Raw genomic sequence first — 24833 nt, 5'->3', positions numbered from 1 at the left:
CCCCCCGGTTGAAGGCTACTTGAAGGCTTTCTTCATGACACGGCACCAGTTCTGGGGTCGACTGGGCTTCGACCCGCGCACTCCGCGCGCGGGACGGGATCGGCCGACGGAGGACGACGATGTCTGCAAAGCGCACGGCGGTGAAGACGGCGGCGGTCGTCGCAGTACTCGGATTGCTGGCGACCGGGGCATTCGCGGCGACGGGCGGGTTCGGCGGCGCCGCCGACCCCGGCGAGACCCTCGCACGCGAGTCGCTGCTCACGCCCGACGACCTCGGCGACGGGTCGTTCGACGGCCTGCAGTACGCCGATCCGGCGGAGGGCCTCGCGCTCATCGATGCGCCCGAGGCATCCAGCGACGGCAGCGCCCAGCTGTCGTACCCGCTCATCGTCCCGCAGGGACGCGGCATGACGCCCGAGCTCTCGCTCGACTACGCCTCCGCCACGGAGTCGAGCTGGGCCGGCATCGGCTGGGACCTCGGCGTCGGGACGGTCGAGGTCGACACGAGCTACGGCGTGCCGTACTTCGACGCCGACAAGGAGTCGGAGTCGTACTCGCTCGACGGTGCGATGCTCGTGCCGAACGCCCTCGGCGACGCGTGGGAGGACCGCATCGCCGACCGGCAGGACTTCACGCGCCAGGTCGAGACCGAGTACGAGCAGATCATCCGCCACGGCGACAGCCCGAAGAACTACTGGTGGGAGGTCCGCGACAAGATGGGCGGCATCCGCTGGTACGGCGCCAAGCCCGACGCCGGCGGGCCGATGGGCGGACCGCTCGGCGTGACCCGCGGGTTCGTCGAGCCCGGCCCGAACACGGGGGCGCTCGACCCCGACTCCATCGTGAAGGACGACGACGGCAACATCGTCAAGTGGCTGCTCTCGGCGCAGCGCGACGTCGGCGTCAACATGTTCCGGTACGCGTACGACACGCTGCGGTACCGCTACGACGCCTCGGTCGACGGCGGCTGGGTCGCGGATGCCTCGTGCGACGACGACGCCGACACGTTGTGCGCTCGCCACACGTTCCTGCGCAGCATCTTCTACACCGAGGCCGCCGAGGCCTCCGACGAGAACCATCCGGTCGAGGGCTACCACGAGCAGCCGCCGTACGAGATCCGCTTCATCCGGCAGACCGAACTCGTCGACCCCGCGTCGGAGACGAACGCGAAGTACCCGCTGCGCCCCGACTCGACGCTCGACGGCACCGGCCGCTACCTCGACCTGCTCGCCGAGCGGCTCGCGAGCGTCGAGGTCTGGTACGGCGACCTCCAGGTCGACGGCGGTCGGGACTACGACCAGCTCGCCACGCGCTACGACCTCGGCTACAAGACCGGGCCGTTCGGCAAGACCCTGCTGTCGACGGTGACGCAGGGCGCGGGCACCCCCGCCGCCGTCACGCACACCTTCCAGTACTTCAACGACGTCGGGTACTCGCAGGCCGGCTACGCCGGGTTCGCGGCCGATCCGACGTGGAACACGGGCGAGACGGGCGCGAACGACGACCTCGGCGACCGCCTGTTCCTCGACGAGAACGTCACGGCCGGCGCGCTCGGGGGCTCCGAGTCGAACTCGGCCGAGGGCCACGCCTACATCGGGTTCAACCCGGCCATCCCGCAGAAGGTCGGCTCCTTCGGGGCATCGATCCAGGTCGGCGGCGGCCAGACCGACGGCCTCGAGGAGTTCATCGACCTCAACGGCGACGGACTTCCCGACAAGGTGTTCAAGAACGCCGGCAAGACGGACGCGAACGGCGACAAGCACGAGGTCTGGTACCGGCTGAACCTCGGCGGACCCGACGGCGAACCCGAGTTCAGCGCGCCGGTGCCGCTCACGACGCTCACCGGCAAGGGGCTCTCGCGCGACCACGAGTTCCAGCTGCAGGTCGCGGTCGAGGCGCACATCGTCGTCACCGCCTCGTTCGGCGTCGGTGGCGCGGTCGCCTGGGGCGACGTGTACTTCACCGACGTCAACGCCGACGGGCTGCCCGACCTGGTGCACGAGGGATCGGTCTACTTCAACCGGCTGAAGAACGGGGTCCCGTCCTTCGAGGCCGGCAGCACGGGCACGCCGGTGCCGCTCGCGACCGGCGGGCAGACGCCGCAGGTCGACAGCACCGAGCTCGACGCGCTGCAGCAGCGACTGCAGTCCGCCTCGCCGCCGATCGACACGGTCCGGCGCTGGGTCGCCCCCTTCGACGGCACCGTCTCGATCACCGGCGCAGCGGACCTCGACTCCCCCGAGGCGGCCGCGAGCGACGACGGCGTTCGCGTCGCGATCCAGCTGAACGAGGCGAGCGAGGTCGTCGAGACGCTCGTCGCCGACGATCCCGCCACCCCCGGAGACGAATCGGTCGCGTTCGACGCGGCCACCCCGCTCGAGGTGCAGGCGGGCGACCGCGTCTACTTCCGGGTCGGCTCGATCGACGACGGCGCTCATGACGAGGTCGCGTGGGCACCGACGGTGACCTACACGGCGATCGGCGGCGACGCGGTCGTCGACGAGGGCTCGGTCGACCCGGTGCCCGACGACACCGTCGAGGTGCCGCTCGACGTCAACGGACTGTCGCAGACCGTCTACTCGATCGCCGACGACTTCACGCTCGCCGGGCGCCCGAACACGCGCGTCGTCATGCCGTACGACGGCACCGTGCGCTTCACGGCGACCGTCGTGAAGTCGAAGGCGACGAGCGACGACGTGCGGCTCGTGGTCGACCGCACGGACGCCGATCCCACGACGGTGCTGCCGGTCGCCATCCCCGACGCGGTCGGCACGCCCGACGACGGCTCGGCAGACGTCACGATCACCGACGGCATGATCCCCGGCGACTTCGTGGGCACGATCGCGTTCACGGCGGACACGCCGGTGTCGGGTCCGGTGGCCGCCGACCCCGCCGACGCCGCCTCCGAGCCCGAGACCGACACGGTGCACGCGCACCTCGGGGTCGACTCGTCGATCGACCTCACCGCCATCTCGTGGAACCCGTCGATCCACTACACCGCGGCGACCGACGAGAACGGCGACCCGATCGAGGTGCAGCAGGAGATCGACGGCGTGCTCACCGACACGAAGCGCGTCGACCTCGCGCCCGAGATCGAGCAGTACCCGAACCGGTCGACCGCCGAGGTGCTCGCGCCGTGGACGGCCGACGACACCGAGGACTACGGCGAGCTGAAGATCGAGCACGCCGTGCTCTCGCCGATCGCCGACGAGCTGCCGAACCGCGACGTCGTGCTCAGCATCAAGAGCCGCGACGGCCTCGTCTGGAAGAAGCAGGTCACGCTCGGCGCCTCGGTCGACCAGACCTCGGTGGATCTCACGGACCCGACGGCGACGCCGCCCGACCAGTCGTTCGGGCTCGTCGACGGCGAGGAGTACTGGTTCGAGGTCAGCGTGCGCGAGCCCGCGCTCGCCGACGCGCTGTCGGCCGACGGGTTCGCGGTGACGCTGCGCACCGACGAGGCCGTCCCCGAGGAGGTGACACCGCCCGTCGTGATGACGTGGACCGGCCGGCAGGGCATCTTCCCCCTCGCCTACCGCGGGTGGGGCGTCGCCGGCTACACGGCGAGCGCCGGCAAGGCGACCCAACCCGTCGACGAGGACGCGTTCGTGATCGACGAGGCCGCCGCGCAGTCCGCGGAGCCCGCCGACGGCTTCGACGACCTGTGCACGGGCCCGGTGACCGAGTGCGAGGCGGAGCCCGACATCGACCCCGCCTACGCGTACCTGCCGCTGCTCGATCCCGACTCGCTCGGTGAGGGGGCATCGCCGCTCGACGCCCCGCAGTGGCGCGGCACCCGCGACAACCTCGCCGCGTCGGCCGAGCGCATGCGCTCCTCGCGCCTGTCGAGCGACACGGTCTCGCTGGGCGTCGACGACGGGGCCTCGAAGAGCGGTGTGACGCGCATCTCGGTCACCGGTCCGAGCCTCTCGCTCGGCTTCGGCTTCGGCCCGCTCGGCGGGTCGGTCGGCATCGGCCCGAGCTGGAGCCTCGTCGACTACGAGGACCTCAACGGCGACGGCTACCCCGACGTCATCACGCCCGGCAACGTGCAGTACACGAGCCAGCGCGGCATCTTCCAGAAGACCGTCGCGGATCCCACCCCGAGGAAGGGGCTCGTCAACCAGGACTTCACGGTGAACGCATCGGGCGGCCTCGACGCGGGCCTCGTCGACATCTCGGCCAACAACAAGGGCAAGACGAACACGACGCAGGGCAATGCGGCGTCGAAGGGCAGCAAGGCCTCCGACAGCGATCCGGGCCTCGGCGCAGGCTTCGGCGTGAGCGTCGGCGGCGGGTTCGACGTGTCGTTCACGAACCCGAACGAGTCGGGCCCCTCCGGCGGCCCGCTCTCGGCCGACTACGGCCCGCCCGATGCGCTCTCCGACATCCCGACCGGCGGCGGCGACACGGCGCAGATGTCGCAGGAGCTCGCCGACGTCAACGGCGACGGCCTGCCCGACGTCGTCTACACGAACCCGAGCGGCGTGTTCGTGCGCTACAACCTCGGCTACTCGTTCGCCGACGCGGTGCTGCCGCTCGCGACCGGGGGCTTCAACACCCAGGAGTCGATCGGCGCCCACGCGTCCGCCGGTTTCGCGACGCCGTGGGGCGAGTTCTCGGGCGGCGTCTCGTTCAACTGGAACTACGACATGGCCCGCTTCGCGTGGCTCGACGTGAACGGCGACGGCATCCCCGACCGCCTGCACAAGCCGTCCGCCGGTGAGCAGCCGACGGTCGAGTTCGGCACGGGGTCGGGCCTCGCGCCCGCGGTCGACTTCGGCGACTTCGCCCGCGCCGCCGGTGTCGGCGTCGCCGACCTCGGCGCGTCGCCGCAGGTGTCGTACGACCGTTCGCAGGGCATGGGCGGCGGCGTCGACTTCACCGTGTACGCCGGCCCGCTGTGCCTCGTCGCGTGCTACCTCGTCATCAACCCCGGCGCCTCGTACCAGAACTCGGTGAGCTTCTCCGAGGTCACGCTCGAGGACATCGACGGCGACGGCTTCGTCGACTCGCTCGCGTCGACCGACGACCACCAGGTGGCCGTGCAGCGCAACACGACCGGGCGCACCAACCTGCTCTCGTCGTACACGAACCCGCTCGGCGGCACGGTCAGCCTCGACTACGAGCGGTACGGCAACACGGTCGCGCACCCCGGCTCGACGTGGGCGCTCAGCCGCGTCGCGGTCGACGACGGCCGGCCCGGCGACGGTGCGGATGTCTCGGTGTCGACGTTCGCGTACGACGACCTGCGCTTCGACCGGCTGTTCCGCCAGCCGCTCGGATTCGGCAAGGTCACCGAGCAGGAGCTCGACGAGCAGGGCGTCGCCAAGCGCACCACCGAGACGGAGTACCTCAACGACGACGTGTTCGTCACCGGGCTGCAGACCTCGATGGTCGTGAGCGACGCGCAGAGCGGCAAGAAGCTGCGCGCCGCGACGCTCGACTGGGGCATCCGCGACGTGCAGGGCGTCGCCGACGGCTTCGACCCGCTCGCCGAGGCCGACCTCGTCGACATCGACACGGCCATCCCGACCCTGACCGGAACCGAGTCGCTCACGTGGTCGTACGCGCCGCTCGTCGTCGACAGCGAGGAGCGCTACTTCGCCGCCGACGGCACGACGGTCGGCAACGAGACGAGCGTGAGCTTCACCTACGACGGCCTCGGCAACGTGCTCGAGCAGTTCGACGAGGGCGAGCTCGAGACCGATGCCGACGACGTGCTGACCGTCACCGACTACGCCGACTGCCGCATCTCGTCCTCCGAGGTCGAACTCGACGACGGGGGCGACTACTCGGCCGGCCTCGGCTGCTTCGGCGACACCCCGTACTACCCGATGCCGAGCGACGAGCAGGCCTCGCCGATCTTCTCGCCCGACGTGTGCCCCACGTGGGTGAGCGTGCCGGCGGTCATCACCGTCTTCGACTCGGACGGCAACGTGATGCGGCAGCGCGACGGGCGCGACGCGGTCTGCGACAACCAGTCGGTGACCCACCTCGAGGAGCGCATCAGCGACACCGAGACCGCCGTCACCGAGCTGCAGTACGACTCGTGGGGCAGCTACAACCGCATCGTCTATCCCGAGGGCGAGGGCGGCGTGCGCTACGCGGTCGAGTACGTCTACGACACGAACGTGGGCCACGCGAACATCGCGGAGGTGACGGAGTACGACTTCGACAGCCAGGACGAGGTCGACGTCTTCCTCGACTACGAGGCCGACACCGATCCGGTGCCGCTGCGCACCGGCATGACCTCGACCGCGACCTTCGACTGGGCGTCGGGGGCGGTCGCGAGTCGCACCGACGCGAACGGCAACACGACGTCGTACACCTACGACGGCCTCGGTCGGCCCGCCTCGATCAGCAACCCGCTGCAGGCCGACGCCGTGACGTTCGAGTACCACCCGAACGCACCCGCATACGGCTACGCGATCGCGCGGCACGCCGACCGGTTCAACGACGACCCGATCGAGACGGTCCAGTTCGCCGACGGCACCGGCCGCATCACGCAGCAGAAGCGCGATGCGCGGGTCGTCGACGCACAGGGCGTCCCGGCCGACGGGCGCGTCGTCAGCGGCGCCGTCGTCTACGACGTCTTCGGCCACGAGGTCGAGACCTACCGGCCGACGTTCGACACGGTCGCGCAGACGACCTACGAGACGGCGACCTCGGATGTCGCGACGAAGACGGTCCGCGAGGTCAACCTGCTCGATCAGGAGACGCTGCAGACCGAGCCGGGGGCGCGGACCACGACGACGACGTACGGCTTCGGCGACGCCGAGGTCGCCGGTCACGAGGCATCCGTGATGCGAGCCGTCAGCACCGACCCGCGCGGCCGGGTGACGACGACGTTCACCGACATCCGCGGCAACGAGCTGCAGATGGACGACCAGCCGCTGAACCCGGCGACCCCCGACCCGACCGACCTGCTGGCCCCGAAGACCGCGCGCTACGGGTACGACCCCCTCGGCCAGCTGCTGCGGGTCGTCGACGTCGCCGGCAACGAGACCACCCACACCTACGACGGGGTCGGCAACAAGACCAGCACCGACACCCCCGACGGCGGCCTCGTGGAGACGTGGTACGACGCCGAGGGCAAGGTCATCAAGGAGGTCTCGGGAACGCTCCGCGAGGAGGACGTCGAGACGACCTACCACTACGAGCTGCAGAACCTCGTGAAGATCGACTATCCCGAGGACACCCCCGACGTGACGTACACGTACGGCGAGGCGGGCGCGCCCGACAACGGCGCCGGCCGGATCGTGCAGATCGACGACGCCGCTCGCGTGGTCACGCTGGGCTACGACCCGCTCGGCAACACGACGAGCCAGCTCAGCGAGATCAAGCTGCACAACTGGGTGCCCGGCGACCCGCGGTTCCAGTGGACCACCGAGTGGGAGTACGACGGGCTCAGCCGCGTCGAGACGATGACCTATCCCGACGGGGAGGTGCTGACCTACGACTACGACGCGGGCGGGCTCACCAGGTCGGTCGTGGGCGACGAACCCGGGCTCGTGAAGGTGCCCGTGCTCGACGCCGACGGCAACCCCGTGCTCGACGCCGACGGCAACCCGACGTACACCGACGAGCCGACCACGTGGCACTACGACTACGTGAACGACCGGCGCTACGACGAGTTCCTCGTGCCCGCCGCGATCGACTACGGCAACGGCGCGACGACGACCTGGAGCTACGACGAGCTGACGAGGTGGATGGACAACGTGCGCACCGTCTCGGCGGACCGGCCGCTCAAGGGCAACCCGGCGCACTACGCCGAGGTGCAGGACCAGACGTACCAGTACGACAAGGTGGGCAACCCGACGAAGTACTCGAACGACGTGCCGTCGACCGTGACGAACCTGTTCGGCAGCCCCGTGTCGATGACGTACGGCTACGACCCGTACGACCGGCTCGTCGACGCCTCGGGTTCGGCGAAGGTGTGGAAGAACACCCGCAGCTACACGTTCGACCTCGACTTCGACGACGCCGGCAACGTCGTGAAGAAGGCGCAGGTCGACAAGCTCGGCAGCAAGGTGCAGTCCGGCACCTCGTACTCGTTCAACCGCACGTTCGCGGCCGACGGCCCGCACCAGGTGAGCACGCAGGGGCAGGACACGTTCCACTACGACGCCGACGGCGAGCTCACGCAGATCGTCAACGGCACCGGCAAGAAGGCGAAGATCGCACGGGAGATCAGCTGGGACTGGGCCGGCCACATGGTGCTCGTCGACGAGTACGGCGAGACGACCGAGTACGCCTACGACGACGAGGGCCGCAGGGTCATCGAGCGCGGTCCGAACGGCGAGACGGCGTTCATCAACCCGTGGGTCACGGTGCGCAACGGCAACGAGCTCACGAAGCAGGTCTGGGTCGACGACGAGCTGATCGCGCAGCAGCGCGACCCGGGCGACGATCCGTACGCCGCCGAGGGTCAGCGCTACTTCCTGCACAAGGACCTGCAGGGCAGCACCAACGTCGTCACCGACGCGACGGGCCAGACGTTCCAGCACCAGGAGTACTTCCCGACCGGCGAGGTGTGGATCGACGAGCACTCGACGGTGTACCGCACGCCGTACCAGTACGCGGGCGCGTACACCGACGAGCGGCGCAGCCTGATGGACTTCGGCGAGCGCTGGTACGACGCGCGGCGCGAGCTGTTCCTGACCGTCGATCCGGCGCTCAGCGACCCGTTCAGCCTCATCGGCTCTCCTGAGCTGCAGGCCTCGTACGCGTACGCGGGCTCGAACGCCATCAGGTACAACGACCCGAGCGGCGCGCTCTTCACGATCGCGAAGGCCAACGACGTCGTCAGGGCGGCGTGGGACAAGAGCGACGCCGCGGGCAAGATGTCGGGCTTCGCAGCGCTCGGGGCGGTCGGTCAGGCGATGGACGCCGGCAAGGCGAACCATCTGCCGAAGGCGTTCGTGCGGCTCGGCGTGGGCATGGACCGGGATGCCGCGAAGAAGTGGCAGGACACGGCCGAGATCGCCGAGCCGAACCCGCTGATCGACATCGACCTCGACGAGGGCACCGTGAAGCTCGGCGCCCCGTACGGCAAGCGGGCGAAGTTCGGCGGCGACAAGACCGCGGCGACGGCGAACGCGCCGGGCGGCGGAGCCGGCAACGCGACGGCGGGCGGCACGCCGTCGGTGAACAGCAGCCAGCCGTCGACGTCGACGGCGACCGCCGGCGGCGCCGGCGGCGGCGCCCAGGCGACGGTCGCGCCGACGACGAAGCCGCTGCCTGCGACGCCGACGAAGGCGAAGTCGAGCGGTCAGGCGAAGAAGCCGCTGCCGACACCGCCGAAGACGACGGGCAGCTGAGCACGGGCCGCGGCGAGGCGTCGGCCGGGTGGGATGCCTCCGGCCGGCGCCGCGCGGATCGTCACTCCGCCGAGGGAGGGAAGTACCAGCGCTTCGGGCGCTCGTCGCGCGTGCCTCGGCCGAGCCGTCGGTCGAGGTGGCGCATGACGAGTGCGGCCGCGATGAGCGAGGCGCCGAGCGGGGGGATCGTCGCCTGGAGGACCGAGACGATCGTGACGATGAGCTCGTAGACCGCCGCGAACGACTCGGTGTTCGGCGTCACGAGCACGTTCACGATCGTGGGGGCGAGCACGATGAGCGCTCCTCCGCCGAACAGCAGGGCGATGCCCCACCACATCGTCGCCCGAGGCATCCGATCGTCGCCGTCGCCCATTGCGCCTCCTCTGCCGCGTTTCGTGCCCTCACTCTGGCAGGTCGGTCTCGACCCTGCCACCCCGGCGCAGCACCCCGCACCCGGCCGTCTCATCGAGTGGGTCGCGGCTGATCGCCCAGGCGACCGGCGGCCGATACGCCGATGCCACACGCCTCGTCGCGGTCGGCCGGGCGACCGGTGAGCGTGCGTCGTTCACGGGTGAGGCACTGCCGCCTCGGCACCCGCACGTGGCCGCCGCGCTCCACGCCGGCGTGCTCGCGGTGGCCGCGGCCGAGGTGATCCGCCGGTTCCTCGACGGGGTCGGTCCGCGCGCCGACCGGGCCGAGCTCGACGACGCCGAGCGATTCCTCGTCGATCGGGCCCCCGCGGTCGGCGTCGACGGCCTCGCGCGGCTGGTCAAGCAGCTCGAGGCGCACCTCGACCCCGACGGCGTGAAGCCCCGAGAAGACGAGTTGCGAGCCCGTCGAGGCCTCTCCGTCTGGGAGGACGCCGCGGGCATGATCAACCTCAAGGGTGCGTTCGACCCCGCCACCGGCGCCCCGATCAAGCTCGCGATCGAGACCCTCGTGAAGGCCGAACTGCGGCGAGCGCGCGACGCGAAGCGTCCGTTCGGCGCCGCCGCAGACGAGTGCGGCGGCGGCGAGGGCGTCGACCCGATCACGGCCGAAGAGCGCACGATCCAGCAGCTGAACGCCGACGCCCTCGCCGACATCGCGCGGCTCTCGCTCACCGCGACGTCGGCACCGCCCGCGCTGCGAGCGGTCACGATCGTCGCCCGGGTGAACGCGACCGACCTCGCCGCCGGCCACGGGTTCGCGACGATCGACGGCATCGACCAGCCGGTGTCGATCGCGACGCTGCACGAACTCGCCGCATCGGCCGGCATCGCCCCGATGCTCATCGGCGACGGCCACCAGGTGCTCGAGTTCGGCCGATCCGCCCGCCTGTTCTCGGCCGCGCAGAAGATCGCCCTCGTCGAGCGCGACGGCGGCTGCGCCTGGCCCGGCTGCACCCGCCCGCCATCGCACGCCGACGCCCACCACATCGCCTGGTGGAAGCGCGACGCCGGCCCGACCGACCTCGACAACGGCGTCATGCTGTGCGCGTTCCACCACCACCGCGTGCACGACGACGGATGGCTCGTCGTCATCCGCGATCACCGCACCTGGTTCGTGCCGCCCGTGCACCTCGACCCCGAGCAGCGACCGCGACCCGGCGATGTCGGCCCGGGGCATCCCGCGAACCGGCCACCCGACCCGGGGCGGGGTCGCATCGGGCCCGAACCGCTCGCCGACGCCGCCTGAAACGCTCCCCCGGTCCAGCCGGGCGCAGCGCGTAGCGCCACCCGGGCGCGCCACGTCGCACGGTCCGAACCCCCGCCCGCGAGCGGCCTGCTCACCTGAGCACGGCCGGTAGACTGCTGGGGTCAGGCATCCGCCCCGCGGCATCCGCCACGCCGCCGTTCTCTGGAGCTCGCCACTCGTGACCACCGAAACCCCCACCACCATCGCTGCACCCTCGACGCCGGTGCTCGACACCGTCGAGGTCGCGACCGCGACGCCCGAGAAGGAGCAGCCGTACGCCGCCCTGGGCCTGAAGCCCGACGAGTACGAGCGCATCCGCAACATCCTCGGCCGCCGCCCGACGAGCGCCGAGCTCGCGATGTACTCGGTCATGTGGAGCGAGCACTGCTCGTACAAGTCGTCGAAGATCTACCTGCGCCAGTTCGGCAAGAAGGTCACGCCCGAGATGAAGCAGCACCTGATGGTGGGCATGGGCGAGAACGCCGGCGTGCTCGACATCGGCGAGGGCTGGGCCGTCACCTTCAAGATCGAGTCGCACAACCACCCGAGCTACATCGAGCCGTTCCAGGGCGCCGCGACCGGCGTCGGCGGCATCGTGCGCGACATCATCTCGATGGGCGCCCGCCCGGTGGCCGTCATGGACGCGCTGCGCTTCGGCGACATCTCGCACCCCGACACCGCGCGCGTGGTGCACGGCGTGGTGAGCGGCATCAGCTTCTACGGCAACTGCCTCGGCCTGCCGAACATCGGCGGCGAGACCTGGTTCGACTCGACCTACCAGGCGAACCCGCTCGTCAACGCACTCGCGGTCGGCGTGCTGCGCCACGAAGACCTGCACCTCGCCAACGCGAAGGGCGCGGGCAACAAGGTCGTGCTCTTCGGCGCCCGCACCGGCGGCGACGGCATCGGCGGCGCGTCGATCCTCGCCTCCGACACCTTCGCCGAGGGCGGCCCCACCAAGCGTCCGGCCGTGCAGGTCGGCGACCCGTTCGCCGAGAAGGTGCTCATCGAGTGCTGCCTCGAGTTGTTCCAGAACGACCTCGTCGAGGGTATTCAAGACCTGGGCGCGGCCGGCATCTCGTGCGCGACGAGCGAGCTCGCCTCCAACGGCGACGGCGGCATGGCGATCGTGCTCGACGACGTGCTGCTGCGCGACCCCACGCTCACGCCTGAAGAGATCCTCATGAGCGAGAGCCAGGAGCGCATGATGGCGATCGTGAAGCCCGAGAAGCTCGAGGGCTTCCTGAAGGTCGTCGAGAAGTGGGACGTCGAGACGAGCGTGCTCGGCGAGGTCACCGACACCGGGCGCCTCAGCATCATGTGGCACGGCCAGGAGATCGTGAACGTCGACCCGCGCACCGTCGCCGTCGACGGCCCCGTCTACGAGCGCCCCGTCGCCTACCCGTCGTGGATCGACGCCCTGCAGGCCGACACCGCCGCGAAGCTCGACCGCCCGGCCACTCCCGACGAGATCCGCGAGCAGTTCCTGAAGCTCGTCGGCTCGGCCAACCAGGCGGATGCCGCGTGGGTGACCAACCAGTACGACAAGTACGTGCTCGGCAACACCGCGCTCAGCCACCCCGACGACGCCGGCATGGTGCGCGTCGACGAGGAGTCGGGCCTCGGCGTCTCGGTCGCGACCGACGCGAACGGCCGCTACTCGCAGCTCGACCCGCGCCAGGGCGCGAAGCTCGCCCTGGCCGAGGCCTACCGCAACGTCGCCGTGACCGGCGCGAAGCCGATGGGCGTGAGCGACTGCCTGAACTTCGGCTCGCCCGAGAACCCCGAGGTCATGTGGCAGTTCTCCGAGACCGTCGAGGGCCTGAGCGACGCCTGCCTCGAGCTCGGCATCCCCGTCACCGGCGGCAACGTGAGCTTCTACAACCAGACCGGCGACGTGCCGATCCACCCGACGCCCGTGATCGCCGTGCTCGGCGTGATCGATGACGTCGCCCGGCGCATCCCGTCGGGCTGGCAGGACGACGGCCACAACATCTACCTCCTCGGCGACACGACGGCCGAGCTCGACGGTTCGGCCTGGGCCGACGTCGTGCACGGCCACCTCGGCGGCCGCCCGCCGGCGGTCGACCTCGCCGGTGAGAAGGCGCTCGCCGAGCTGCTCTCGGCGGCCACGATCGAGGGCCTCATCGACTCGGCGCACGACCTCTCCGACGGCGGCCTCGCGATCGCCCTCGCCGAGGCGGTCTCGCGCTTCGGCGTCGGCGCCCGCGTGTTCCTCGGCGAGGTCACGGGCGACGCCGGCATCGATCTCGCGACCGCGCTGTTCAGCGAGTCGGCGGGCCGTGTCATCGTGACCGTCCCCCGGGAGGACGACGTGAAGTTCCGCGGGCTCTGCGAGGGTCGCGGCTATCCGGTGCGCCGCATCGGCGTGACCGACGCCGCATCGCAGTCGCTCGAGGTGCAGGACGCGTTCACCGTGTCGATCGACGAGCTGCGCGGCGTCAACCGCGCCCCGCTCGCCGACGCGTTCGGGCCGGTCGTCGGCTACTGAGCCGGTCGTCGAGCGGCGATGCGAATCGAGACCCCATGACCGAGACCGAGCACTACACCGACGCGTACGCGTCGACCCACGGCAGGTTCACGGTCGTGCCCGCCGCGTACGTGCTGCTCCGCCGCGGCGACGAGGTGCTGCTGCAGCTGCGCCGCGGCACGGGCTACTACGACGAGCACTGGGCGTTCGGCGCGGCCGGCCACGTCGAGGCGGGCGAGTCGCTGCCCGCGGGCGCCGCCCGCGAGGCGCTCGAGGAGCTCGGCGTCGAGGTCGCGCCCGACGCGCTCGAACTGCTGACGCTCATGCACCGCACCGACGGCTCCGGGCGACCGATCGAGCAGCGCTTCGACGTGTTCTTCCAGGTGCGCGAGTGGTCGGGCGAGGCCCGCATCATCGAGGCGCAGAAGGCCGCCGCCCTCGAGTGGTTCGCGCTCGACGCGCTGCCCGAGCCCGTCGTGCCGCACGAGCGCCAGGTGCTCGAGGCGCTGCGCGACGGACGGCTCGCGCCGGTCAGCCTCTTCGGCTTCACGGAGGCCTCGAATGCAGGGCAGTGACCTCGCCTTCATGGGCATCGTGGCAGGCGGCGCGATCGCGCTCTTCGCGGTCATCATCCTCGTCGGCGTGATCATGCGCGCCGTGAAGGCGCCGCGCGGGCAGCGGATGCGCGAGGCCTTCGGCCCGTTCGCAGGCGCCGGCGAGAAGTACCAGGAGCTGCACACCGGCCAGGAGGGCCTGCGCGACTCGATGATGCGCACGATCCAGGAGCAGAGCCAGCAGGGCGGCGAGCGCGGCGACTCGGGCGACCCCGGCACCGGCACCGGCACCGGCAGCAGCCCCACGGCGAACGATGAGGATGCCTCCGGCGCGGCCGGGGATCCCGATCGTCCATCCGACGCCCCCAGGGCCTAGCACCCCGACCTCGGCGGCTCATCGTCCACCACGTGGCCCCGCCCACATGCCGACCCACTCTTCCGGCCCCAGATCCCTCGGCCGTCGGCGTCCGAGCGCGCGGGTCCGGCCGCCGAAGACGTCGGCGACCCACGCCTGGTAGTCACGCCGGCGGGCGACCGGCACGAGCGGCCGCCGGCGCCGGCGGATCGTGAACAGGCCGCCGTCGACCGAGGGCGCCGGCCGGAACGCCGCGCGCGGCACTCGCCCGTCGAGGTCGAACTCGTACCACGGCGCCCACTGCACGGTCAGCTGGCTCGTACCGCCGACGCCGCACCGGCGACGGGCTGCCTCCCACTGCGTCAGCAGCACGGCCTCGGTCCAGCGATGCCGGGCGAGCAGCATCCGCAGCATCGCCGTCGTGACGTGGAATGGGATGTTGCCGACGACGACGTGCGGCTCGGCGGGGTAGCGCCAGTCGAGGGCGTCGGCGGTGACGATGCGGGCGCGGCGGCCGAGGCGCACCCGCAGCGCCTCGGCCCGCGCGGGATCGATCTCGATCGCCGTCAGCGGGCGATCGAGCGCTGCGAGCCGGTGCGTGAGCGCACCGCCGCCGGCGCCGAGTTCGACGATGGGTCCGTGAGTCGCCGCGACGAGCGCGACGATCCGGCCGACGACCTGCCGGTCGACGAGGAAGTTCTGGCCGAGTTCGTGCCGGCCGCCGACCGGCGCGGTGTCGCCGGATGGACGGCGCGACGGACGAGACGGTGTCCCGCCCGACGAACGACGTGATGAATGAGACGACGATCGAGGGGTGTGCACTGCAGCTCCGCTGGCGAGAGATCCGAGCGGCCGGGCACGACGAAGGTGCGCCGGCCAGGGTCACTTGGCTGGCTGAGGCGAAGGGTCTCGGAAATCGGTCGACGCTCCGCCTCAGGCGGTGCGGGGCCGAATCACCATCGTGGAGAACATGCAGGACACGGTCGAGCAGCCTAGCAGCGGCTCGCGCCCCACGGCCAATGCCCGAGCGCGCCGACGACGCGGGGCTGGCGGGGAGCGGGCGGCGCGGACTACCGTGAACCCGACGACCTCGTCACGGTGCGTCGCAGAGGAGCGCCCAATGGGCAAGGTGGTCATGTACGGCTCGGTCTCGGTCGACGGCTTCATCGCGGACGACGACGACCAGCCGGGTCCCCTGTTCGACTGGTTGACCAACGGCGACGTCCCGTTGGACGAGAGCGGCGTGCTGAAGGTGTCGCAGATCTCCTTCGACTACACCCGGCCGTACTGGGACCAGGTCGGCACGACGGTCGCCGGCCGCCGCGTCTTCGACCTGACCGACGGCTGGGGCGGGCAGCCCCCGAGTGGAATCGAACACGTGGTCGTCGTGACCCACCGGCCGGCGCCCGAGGGCTGGGACGCCGAGGCGCCGTTCCACTTCGTCGACGGCGTCGAGGCCGCCGTCGCCGAGGCCCAGCGGCTCGCGGGTGACCGCATCGTCGAGGTCGCCGCCGGCGACGTCGGCGGCCAGGCGCTCGCCGCAGGCCTGGTCGACGAGGTGCGAATGGACGTCGCACCCGTCGTGTTCGGATCAGGCAAGCGGTACTTCGGGTCGGTCGACGCGCAGCAGCTGTTGGAGGATCCGGATGCGGTGATCCAGGGCGACCGGGTGCTGCACCTGCGCTTTCCGGTGCGACGTCGTTCGATCTGAGCGCACCCCTTCGGTCTCGCTCCGGCGTGATTTCTTCCGCCGATCGCTCAGGTACCCGTCGGCGGCGACGCCAGCAGCTCCACACGATCGGCGAGGTAGCTCGCGGCGTCGGCGAGCGCGTCGGGCTGCGTCGGGTTCCAGCGCACGAAGGCGGTGTCGCCCCGCAGCACCAGCGGCCCGGCCGCCCCCTCGCGCGCGAGCGCGTCGAGGTCGACGGCTGCGGCATCGAAGTCGACGGTCTCCCCCGGGGTGATGCCGCCCTTGACCGCCGCGGCCTGCCATCCACGGTGCTCGGCGACACTGTCGGCGAGGACGCTGCGCCGCGCGGGCAGCTCGGCCCGCACGACGTGCCCAGTGGCGTACGCCGATCCGTCGGGCGCGACGAGCAGCACTCCGAGCCGCCACACGCGGCCGAGCTGCGCCATCCGCGGTGCCCGCGCGACCCCGAGCACCCGCCGCGGCTCGACGAGCTCCGCGAGCACCTCGGTCCGCGCCCCCGCCTCGGCGAGCCGGGCCGACGCGGCCTCGAGGTCGCGGCGCAGTCGTGCGACCGCGGCGCCGGCGAGCTCCCGCTCCGTGGCATCCGTCATGGCTCAATGCTGCCGCGCCCGCGCCGCGAACGGTAGTCGGCCGCGCCCGCCGCTCAGGCGCGCTCGGCGGGGTGGGGCACGACGCGACGTCCGGGTGCGACGCCGACCCGCACGTACTCCCCCGTCGACGCCTCGGCGAGCGCCACGTCGAGCTCCTCGAGCCCGTGGGTGATGCCCACGAGCTCGTCGAGCGGCAGCGACATCCACGACCGCTCGAGAAAGGCCACGGCCCGCTCGAGCTGCGCGCCCGTGTAGTTGTGCACCCCCGTGATCGTGACGAGCCCGCGCACCAGCCGCTCCGGGTCGAGCCGCAGCTCGGTACCGGGCGACACGCTGCCGACGAGCACCACGACACCGCCGACGCCCACGGCGCCGATGGCGCCCAGCACGGCGGGCGGCGCCCCGGAGGCTTCGATCGCGACGAGCAACTCGGGGATGCCTCGGGCGGCGAGCCGCTCGAGCACGGAATCGAGGTGCTCCTCCGCGCCGCGGGCGGCTCCCGGGTCGACCGCGATCGCCCCGAGCCGTCGCGCGAGCGCCCGCCGCGAGGCATCCGGTTCGGAGACGACGACCTCGGCGCCCGCCTCGCGTGCGATCGCCGCGACGCTGAGCCCGATCATGCCGCCGCCCGTGACGAGCACGGCCGCTCCCGCGAGCGGCACGCGCTCGGCGGCCGCGTCGAGCGCCGCGACCGCGGTCGCGGTCGCGCACGAGGCCGGTGCGGCGACGAGTGCCGGCACCTGCTCGCCCACCCGCACGACGGCGGTGCCCGCCCTGAGCTGCACGTGGGTCGCGAAGCCGCCCGAGAGCTCCCATCCGCGATGCACCTTCTCATGCCCGTACTTGGCGAGCGATCGGCACTTCTGCTCGAGTCCGCGCCGGCAGCGGTCGCAGTCGCCGCAGCTCACCGCGACCGACCAGACGACCCGGTCGCCGAGCTCGAGCGCCGAGCCGTCGGCGCGCACGGCGCCGTCGCCGACCGCGACGACCCGGCCGACCTGCTCGTGTCCGAGCACGAGCGGCGCGGGTGCGGGCCGGTCGCCGCGCACCGTGTGCACGTCGGAGCCGCAGACGGTCGCGAGTTCGACCTCGACGAGCGCCTCGCCCTGCGAGAGCCGTACGCCGGGGGCCGCGAGCGCCTCGTGCGGTCGGCCCGGTTCGTACCAGACCATCGCGACCGGAGCGGGTCGTAGCAGCAGGTCGGGCCCCGCGGCCCGCACGACGGTGTGCACCCGTCCGCCCTACTCGCCGTGCAGGCCGAGCAGCGCCGGCAGTTCGGCGACGCTGGCGATGACCGCGTCGGCGCCGGCTGCTTCGAGCGAGTTCCGGTCGTGCGCCCCGCTCAGCACCCCGACGACGAGCCCGGCCCCTGCGGCGACACCCGACTCGATGTCGCTCACGGTGTCACCGACGACGACCATCGCGTCGACCGCGCTCGTCGCGGTGCGCAGCAGCGCGGTGAGCGGCAGGTCGGGGTGCGGGCGCCCGCGGCCCGCGTCGACGGGCGAGAGCGCGAGGTCGGCGAGCCCGTTCCAGTCGAGTGCGTCGAGGAGGGCGTCGCGGGTCGCCGGCGAGAACCCGGTGGTGAGCACGACGGAGGCGCCCGCGTCCCGCAACCGCTCGATCACGCGCGCGGCGCCGGGGATCTCGGCGACGCCCTCGCTCGCGACGAGTTCGGCGTAGGCGCCCTCGAACTCGGCGTTCGCATGCTGGGCGGCGTCCTCGTCGCCGCCCGAGAGCACGCGGAAGACCTCGATCTTCGACTGGCCCATCGTGTCGCGCACGTACTGCAGCGCCTCGTCGAGATCGTCGCCCGCGGCGATGATGCCGCTGCGCTCGGCGGCGAGCACGAACGCCCGCTCGACGATGCCGTCGTCGACGACGGTCGTGCCGGCCATGTCGAGCACGATGAGCTCGATCTCGCCGTCCTCGTCGTCGAGGTCGTCGGGATCGGCGAGCTCCGCCGCCTCGTCGAGCTCGGCGAGCCCGTCGTCGGTCTCGTCGCGGAGATCGCGGACGTCGTCGGTCTCGATACGGGTCTCGATGGTCATGGTCGGCCTTCCTGGGAGGTGGTCTGGGTCGCGGGATGCCTCGGCGCCGGCGCGCTCGGCAGGGTCGCCGCGGCGGCGAGCGGTGCACCGGCATCGTCCGGCTCGCCGTCGAGCGCACGGCTGACGACGTGCTCGGCGAGACCGAGCCCGCACGTCATGCCGATGCCGGTCGTCGCGGCGACGAGGTGCACGCCCGGCTCGACGCGCTCGACGAGGAACTCGTCCGGTGCCGATGCGTAGACACCCTGCCAGCGCTCGATGACGCGCGGCCGACCCGTGCCGAAGAGCTCGGCCGTCACCTCGAGCAGCGCCTCGAACGCCGCCTCGCCCTGGAACGGCTCGATCGACTCGCCGCGGTAGTGCGTGTCGCCGACGATGAGCGACCCGTCGGGCAGTTGCGTGTACATCTGGTTGAGGTCGAGAGCGGCGAGATCGGGTCGCTCGGCATGCAGGCGCGCACGGAGGCGGGTCGCGGCATCCGTCGCCGCGAAGGCGCCGTACCGCACGAGCGACCAGCCCGTGAGCAGCGGTGCCGCGAGGGGTGCACGAAGGCCGGCGGACACCCGAAGCATGTCGAGCCCGCACCGCACGATGCCGCGCGCCTCGGCGAGCTCGGGGTAGAGCAGGTCGACGTCGTGGTTGACCGCCACGACGACCTCGCCCGCGTCGATCGGCCCCCGGCCGGTCTCGACTCGGGCGGCACCGCCCAAGGAGTCCGCGCCCCGCACGCGGGCGACGTTGGTGCGTCGACGGAACTCGACCCCCGCCGCCTCGAGGTGCGCCGCGATCGCTCGCAGAGCCTGCCGCGGGTTCGCCTGCAGGTCGTGCGGCAGGAACGCCCCGCCGGCGAGCACGCCGGGCGCGACCGGCATGCGGCGCCCCGCCTCTGCGGCGTCGAGCAGCTCGACCTCGTCACCGCGGAGTGCCGCGAGCTCGGCCAGCACGGCCGTCTCGTCGTCGCTCCGGGCGGCGACGAGGGTGCCCGAATCGCGCACCCAGACACCCGCGTCGCGCGCGAGCCCGAGCCAGAGCTCGCGCGAGGCGAGCGCGAACTCGCGCGCGCGGCCGTGCTGCGGCGTGAAGCAGAGATGGCCGAAGTTGCGGATCGACGCGCCCGTCGGCTCGCTGCCCCGCTCGATCACGACCACGCGCCGCCCGCGCCGGTGCGCGGCGAGTGCGGCCCCGAGGCCGACGACCCCCGACCCGACGACGGCGACGTCGAACGCGCGGCCGCGCCCGGCGCCGTCGCGCTGAACGCCCTGCGCCGCCCCGCCGGTCACCGTCCCGCGCGTCATCGGAACACCCGCCGCATCCACATCGCGACGCCCTCGACGACGAGCACGGTCACGAGCAGCATGAGCACGATGGCGGTGACCGCCTGGTAGTTCGAGCCCTGGCCCGCATTGAGCAGGTAGTAGCCGATGCCGCCGCCGCCGACGATGCCGAGGATCGTCGCCGCGCGCACGTTCGTGTCGAGCAGGTAGAACCCGTGGCCGAGGAGCGCCGGCGTGCCCTGGGGCAGGGTGGCCGAGGCGTACACCTGCGTGCGGGAGGCGCCGGTGGCCGCGAGCGCCCGCTCGGGCCCCGCCTTCACCTCCTCGAACGAGTCGGCGATGAGCTTGCCGGCGAGGCCGATGCCGCCGAAGGCGAGCGCGAGCGTGCCGGCCTGCGCCCCGAGTCCGGTGATCACGATCAGCACGATCGCGAGGATCACCTCGGGCACGCCCCGGATCACGACGAGCAGGAACCGCATCGACGTGCGGACGGTGCCGTTCGGGGCGACGTTGCGGGCGGCGAGCGAGCCGACGACGACCGAGACGACGAGGGCGAGCAGGGTCGCGGCGAGCGCGATGCCGATCGTCTGGCCCATCGCACCGAACATGGTGGCGGCGTCGTAGTTGCCGAAGCTGGGCGGCCAGAACTGCACGGCGACCGCGGGCATCTTCGCCCACACCGTGACGAGGTCGCCCCACTGGATGTCGCAGATGAGGATGCTGCCGACGACGACGGCCGCGGCGATCCACCCCCACGCGGTGCTGCGCACCCGCGACGCGGTCCAGGGGCGTCGGAGCGCGGCATCCGGGGTGGTCGCCCGAAGCGGCCCGCCCGAGGCGCGGCCGCCCGTGAGCATCGCCTTGCGCACCGCGCTCGAGACGACCTCCATCGCGACGCACAGCGCGAACATGACGATCGCGATGCCGATGCCGAGCGAGTAGTTCAGCGACTTGAACGCGAACGACATCTCGAGGCCGAGGCCGGCGACGCCGACGTAGCCGAGCACGACCGAGCCGCGCAGGTTGATGTCGTTGCGGTGCAGCACGGTGGCGACCCACGACGGCAGCACCTGCGGCAGGATGCCGCTCGTGAACTCCTGCCACCTCGAGCCGCCCGCCGCACGGATGGCGAGCCTCGGCCCCTCGTCGATCTGCTCGATGGCGTCGGCGAAGAGCTTCGAGATCATGCCGATCGAGTGGATGCCGATCGCGAGGATGCCGGGAAGCGTGCCGAGCGAGAACATCAGCACGAACACCATCGCGAGCACGACGTCGGGCACGGCACGGGTGAAGACGCCGACGAAGCGCCCGAACGCCCGCCAGCCGGGCCCGGGCGTCGTGTTCGCCGCCGAGAGGTAGGCGACGGGCACCGAGATCACGGCGGCGAGCAGGGTGCCGCAGAGCACGAGCCCGACGGTGAGCGCGGTGAGGTATGCGAGCTCGGCCGGCTCGGGGAAGGTGATCGGGCCGACGCGGGCGAAGAACCGCTCGGCGTTGTCCCAGCTCTCCACCATGCCGGTGATCGAGATGCCCGACTGGGCGACGGCGACGACGGCCATGCCGACGAGCGCGACGAGCGTCAGGGCGGCCGCGACGCGCTCGGGCGACACGATGCGGCGCGGTGCGCGCTCGGCGATCGAACCCGGCGGGGATGCCTCGGCCGGACGTTGCCCGGAGGCGAGGAGCGCGGTCATCAGCGGGCCGGCTCCGGCTCGGCCGCGACATCCGCGAGCTCGCGTTCGATCGCCTCGAGCTCGGCGGTCGCGGTCGCGACCCGGCCGTAGATCTCCATGACCTCGGCCTTGGCGAGCCCCGATGCCGGGGTGTCGAGCACGACCTCGCCGTGGCGGAGCCCGACGATGCGGTCGCCCCACGAGAGCGCGAGGTCGACCTGGTGCAGGCTGCAGACGACGGTGAGCCCGGCGTCCATCGCGATCTCGCGGATGAGGGCCATGACCTGCTCGCTCGACTCGGGGTCGAGCGAGGCGACCGGCTCGTCGGCGAGCAGGATCTCCGGATCCTGCATGAGCGCCCTCGCGATCGCGACGCGCTGCTGCTGCCCGCCCGACAGGGTGTCGGCGCGCTGGTAGGCGCGGTCGAGCAGGCCCACCCGGTCGAGGTGGGCGAGGGCGGCGAGCTTCAGCCGCCTCGGGTAGCTCCAGAGGCCGAGACGCGGCCCGCGGAGCTCGGCGAGCGCGCCCGTGAGCACGTTCTCGAGCACGGTCAGCGAGGGCACGAGCTCGAACTGCTGGAAGACGAAGCCGATGCGGCTGCGCAGGGCCCGGAGGCGCCGGCCGGACAGGCGCGGCACCTCCCGGCCGAGCACGCGCACGGATCCGGACGTCGGGATCTCGAGGCCGTCGAGGTGCCTGAGCAGCGTCGACTTGCCCGAGCCCGACAGTCCGAGCAGCACGACGATCTCGCCGCGGGCGACCTCCAGCGAGGCATCCCGCAGTGCGACCGTGGTGCCGAACCGCTTGGTGAGGCCATCGACCTCGATGAGGGCGCTGCCCTCGGTGACGGCGGTCTCGCTCATGTCCTCGTCCGTTCCGTGTCCGTGCGCATCGGTGACGGGCGTCAGCCCTGGCACTGCTCCGCTTCGGTCTTCTCGCAGATGTCGCGGATCGTGTCGTAGTACTCGTCGTCGACGGGCACCGTCGCGTAGAACACGCTGCGGAAGGCGTCGCTGTCGGCCGACTCGACGCCCGAGGCGATGATGTCGTCGATCGTGACCTCGCCGAGGATGTCGGTGAGCTGCGACTTCAGCTCCTCCGGGAGCGTGTCCGAGACGACGATCGGGGCGCCCGGCACCATGGTCTCGGCGATGACCTCGACCTTGTCGCTCTTGGCGACCTCGCTGTCCTCGGCGAAGCCCGCCTCGCACTCGACGCCCTCGCCGGTCTTCGTGACCGAGACGTCGTGCTTGCCCGCGAACACCGGGGTGACGTCGGTCTCGGGGTCGATGCCCTCCTCGAGCAGGTTGTAGCTCGGGAAGAGGTAGCCCGACGTCGACGACGGGTCGACGAAGCAGACCTTCTTGCCCGCGAACCCGGCGAGGTCGGTGATGTCCGAGCCCTTGGGCACGATCGCCTGCGAGTAGTAGCCGGGCTCCTGGCCCTCCGCGGTGACGATCGACGAGATCGGGGTGATCGCGGCGCCGTTGTTGGTCGCGGTGACGTAGGTGAAGCCCGAGAAGCTCGCGACGTCGATCTTGCCGGCGACGGCGGCCTCGATGAGTGCCGCGTAGTCGGTCGACTCGTGGTACTCGACGGTCTTGCCGGTCTCGGCGGCGATGTAGTCCATGAGCGGCTGGTAGTTCGTCTCGGTGTCGACCGAGTCGGGCACGACGCCGAAGACGAGCGTGTTCTCGTCGACCGCGAACGTCGCGTCGCCCGAGCCCGACGCCGCGTCGCCCGACCCCTCGGAGGCGTTCGCCGAGGTGCAGGCCGCGAGGCCGACGGTGAGGAGGGCCGCTGCTGCGACGGCCGTCCAGCTCTTGGTGGTGAGTTGCATCGGAGACCTTTCGTGAACCCCGGCCCGGATCTCGGGCGCAGGCGGTGCGTGTTCCGATGCCTCACGGTAGGCAGCGGGCGCCAACGGCACGGGGCGCCGCGGTTACCGGCCGGTGAACCCGGTGGGGCGGGTCGGCGACGGGAGGTCGTGGGCGGCGGATGCCCCGGCTCAGCGCCGCAGGCGCGAAGGGCCCGACGCGGCGCCCAGGCCGACGACGACGATGCCCGCGAAGAGCCAGCCGTACCGCCCCGAGACGACCCCGATGACGCCGAGCACGAGCCCGACGGCGACGAGCACCCGCGAGACGACGAGGCGCACCCGCGGCCTCGCGAAGAACCGCGGGCGGGCGCCGCCGTCGCCGTTCATGCGCCGAGGGCGAACGTCGTGCCCGTCGCCCCTTCGGCGAACGTCCAGAACCGTGCCGCGATCGCGGCGTCGGTCGAGGTGCGCGTCGGCGTCTGCAGGGTCGGCGGGCCCTTCACCGCGTAGCGCGGCCCCCAGAACTGCCCGCCCTGCGCCTCGGGTGCGGTGAGCGCGTGCAGTGTGATCTCCGCGCCGCGATGCTTGCCCTGCGCCCACGCCGCCTGCAGGGCGTCGGCGAAGCGTGCGCCCGCGGTCGGCTCGTTGACCCCGGGCACGCGTGGCGTGCGCCCGCTGATGGAGTAGCCGGGGTGCGCGACGAGGCTCGAGATCGGCAGCCCGGCCGCGCGCAACCGCCGGTCGAGCTCGAAGGCGAACACCTGCGTCGCGATCTTCGACTGCGCGTAGGCGCGCCAGAAGTCGTAGCCGCGTTCGAGCTGCAGGTCGTCGACGCGGAAGGTCGACAGCCGGCTCGACAGCGAGCCCAGCGAGACGATGCGGGCGCCGTCGGCCAGGTGCGGCACGAGGTCGGCGAGCAGTGCGAAATGCCCGAGCACGTTCGTCGCGAGCACGAGCTCGTTGCCGTCGGGCGAGGTCAGTCGTTCGCCCGGGGTGTGCACCATGCCCGCGTTCGCGACGACGCCGTCGAGCGGCGGGCGGTGCGCGAGCCGTCGCGCGGCGACGCGCACCGAGGCGAGCGAGGCGACGTCGACGACGAGCGGTTCGACGGATGCCTCGGGTCGCGCCGTCCGGATCGCGGCCATGGCCGCCTCGAGGCGCTCGGGGCTGCGCCCGGCGAGGAGCACGTGCGCACCGGCGCCGGCCAGGCGTGCGGCGGTGAAGAAGCCGAGGCCCGCGTTCGCGCCCGTGACGAGGTACCGCCTGCCGGCCTGCGGCGGCAGTGCGGTCGGGTACCAGTTCACCGGTCGCCCGC

Annotated in this window: 17 protein-coding genes; 6 read left to right on the top strand and 11 right to left on the bottom strand. The window is 72.0% G+C overall.

The genetic code is table 11. From position 1 onward, the window contains the following. Window positions 1–119: 119 nt before the first annotated feature. Window positions 120–9323 (top strand): SpvB/TcaC N-terminal domain-containing protein, encoded by a 9204-nt coding sequence (locus LR269_RS04995; protein ID WP_231429667.1) that lies wholly within the window; start codon window positions 120–122, stop codon window positions 9321–9323. Window positions 9324–9384: 61 nt separating this feature from the next. Here LR269_RS04995 and LR269_RS04990 read toward each other — a convergent pair whose 3' ends face one another. After that, window positions 9385–9696 (bottom strand): hypothetical protein, encoded by a 312-nt coding sequence (locus tag LR269_RS04990; protein ID WP_231429666.1) that lies wholly within the window; start codon window positions 9694–9696, stop codon window positions 9385–9387. Here LR269_RS04990 and LR269_RS04985 point away from each other — a divergent pair. The 4 genes from LR269_RS04985 to LR269_RS04970 all read left to right on the top strand — a co-directional run bounded on the left by LR269_RS04985 (window position 9696) and on the right by LR269_RS04970 (window position 14421). Further along, window positions 9696–11000 (top strand): HNH endonuclease signature motif containing protein, encoded by a 1305-nt coding sequence (locus tag LR269_RS04985; protein WP_231429665.1) that lies wholly within the window; start codon window positions 9696–9698, stop codon window positions 10998–11000. The genes LR269_RS04990 and LR269_RS04985 overlap by 1 nt on opposite strands. Before the next feature lie 178 nt (window positions 11001–11178). Next, a complete protein-coding gene (purL, locus tag LR269_RS04980; protein WP_231429664.1) occupies window positions 11179–13512 on the top strand; it encodes a phosphoribosylformylglycinamidine synthase subunit PurL in 2334 nt (777 codons plus the stop codon). 35 nt (window positions 13513–13547) lie between these two features. Beyond that, window positions 13548–14066: an NUDIX domain-containing protein gene (locus LR269_RS04975; RefSeq protein ID WP_231429663.1), complete on the top strand. Its 519-nt coding sequence runs from the start codon at window positions 13548–13550 to the stop codon at window positions 14064–14066. Further along, window positions 14053–14421: a hypothetical protein gene (locus LR269_RS04970; protein ID WP_231429662.1), complete on the top strand. Its 369-nt coding sequence runs from the start codon at window positions 14053–14055 to the stop codon at window positions 14419–14421. The genes LR269_RS04975 and LR269_RS04970 overlap by 14 nt, the downstream gene beginning before the upstream one ends. 18 nt (window positions 14422–14439) lie before the next feature. On the opposite strand, the gene erm is transcribed toward LR269_RS04970, so the two are convergent. Continuing rightward, on the bottom strand, window positions 14440–15222 hold the full coding sequence (gene erm, locus LR269_RS04965) for a 23S ribosomal RNA methyltransferase Erm (protein ID WP_231429661.1): 783 nt from the start codon (window positions 15220–15222) through the stop codon (window positions 14440–14442). Window positions 15223–15520: 298 nt separating this feature from the next. Here erm and LR269_RS04960 point away from each other — a divergent pair, with 298 nt between their 5' ends. Next, window positions 15521–16111, top strand: coding sequence for a dihydrofolate reductase family protein (locus LR269_RS04960; RefSeq protein WP_231429660.1), 591 nt, complete (start codon window positions 15521–15523; stop codon window positions 16109–16111). A gap of 47 nt (window positions 16112–16158) precedes the next feature. On the opposite strand, the gene LR269_RS04955 is transcribed toward LR269_RS04960, so the two are convergent. The 9 genes from LR269_RS04955 to LR269_RS04915 form a co-directional block, all read right to left on the bottom strand. Then, complete coding sequence (locus LR269_RS04955) at window positions 16159–16701, bottom strand: hypothetical protein (RefSeq protein WP_231429659.1); 543 nt, start codon at window positions 16699–16701, stop codon at window positions 16159–16161. A gap of 53 nt (window positions 16702–16754) precedes the next feature. Further along, window positions 16755–17933, bottom strand: a complete 1179-nt coding sequence (locus tag LR269_RS04950) for an alcohol dehydrogenase catalytic domain-containing protein (RefSeq protein WP_231429658.1) — start codon at window positions 17931–17933, stop codon at window positions 16755–16757. Window positions 17934–17942: 9 nt separating this feature from the next. After that, window positions 17943–18752, bottom strand: a complete 810-nt coding sequence (locus tag LR269_RS04945; RefSeq protein WP_231429657.1) for a phosphonatase-like hydrolase — start codon at window positions 18750–18752, stop codon at window positions 17943–17945. After that, complete coding sequence (locus LR269_RS04940) at window positions 18749–20047, bottom strand: TIGR03364 family FAD-dependent oxidoreductase (protein WP_231429656.1); 1299 nt, start codon at window positions 20045–20047, stop codon at window positions 18749–18751. The genes LR269_RS04945 and LR269_RS04940 overlap by 4 nt, the downstream gene beginning before the upstream one ends. Next, window positions 20044–21720, bottom strand: coding sequence for a phosphonate ABC transporter, permease protein PhnE (phnE, locus tag LR269_RS04935; RefSeq protein ID WP_231429655.1), 1677 nt, complete (start codon window positions 21718–21720; stop codon window positions 20044–20046). Before phnE ends, LR269_RS04940 begins: the two co-directional genes overlap by 4 nt. After that, complete coding sequence (gene phnC / locus LR269_RS04930) at window positions 21720–22562, bottom strand: phosphonate ABC transporter ATP-binding protein (RefSeq protein WP_231429654.1); 843 nt, start codon at window positions 22560–22562, stop codon at window positions 21720–21722. Before phnC ends, phnE begins: the two co-directional genes overlap by 1 nt. A gap of 41 nt (window positions 22563–22603) precedes the next feature. Beyond that, window positions 22604–23539 (bottom strand): phosphate/phosphite/phosphonate ABC transporter substrate-binding protein, encoded by a 936-nt coding sequence (locus LR269_RS04925; protein ID WP_231429653.1) that lies wholly within the window; start codon window positions 23537–23539, stop codon window positions 22604–22606. A gap of 168 nt (window positions 23540–23707) precedes the next feature. Beyond that, window positions 23708–23905: a hypothetical protein gene (locus tag LR269_RS04920; protein WP_231429652.1), complete on the bottom strand. Its 198-nt coding sequence runs from the start codon at window positions 23903–23905 to the stop codon at window positions 23708–23710. Then, on the bottom strand, window positions 23902–24822 hold the full coding sequence (locus tag LR269_RS04915; protein ID WP_231429651.1) for an SDR family NAD(P)-dependent oxidoreductase: 921 nt from the start codon (window positions 24820–24822) through the stop codon (window positions 23902–23904). Before LR269_RS04915 ends, LR269_RS04920 begins: the two co-directional genes overlap by 4 nt. Between the last annotated feature and the right edge of the window lie 11 nt (window positions 24823–24833).

Source organism: Agromyces sp. S2-1-8 (assembly GCF_021129215.1).
Taxonomy (GTDB): Bacteria; Actinomycetota; Actinomycetes; order Actinomycetales; family Microbacteriaceae; genus Agromyces; species Agromyces chromiiresistens.
Note: the sequence above shows the minus strand (reverse complement) of the source record. Positions and strands in the feature narration are given on the sequence as shown.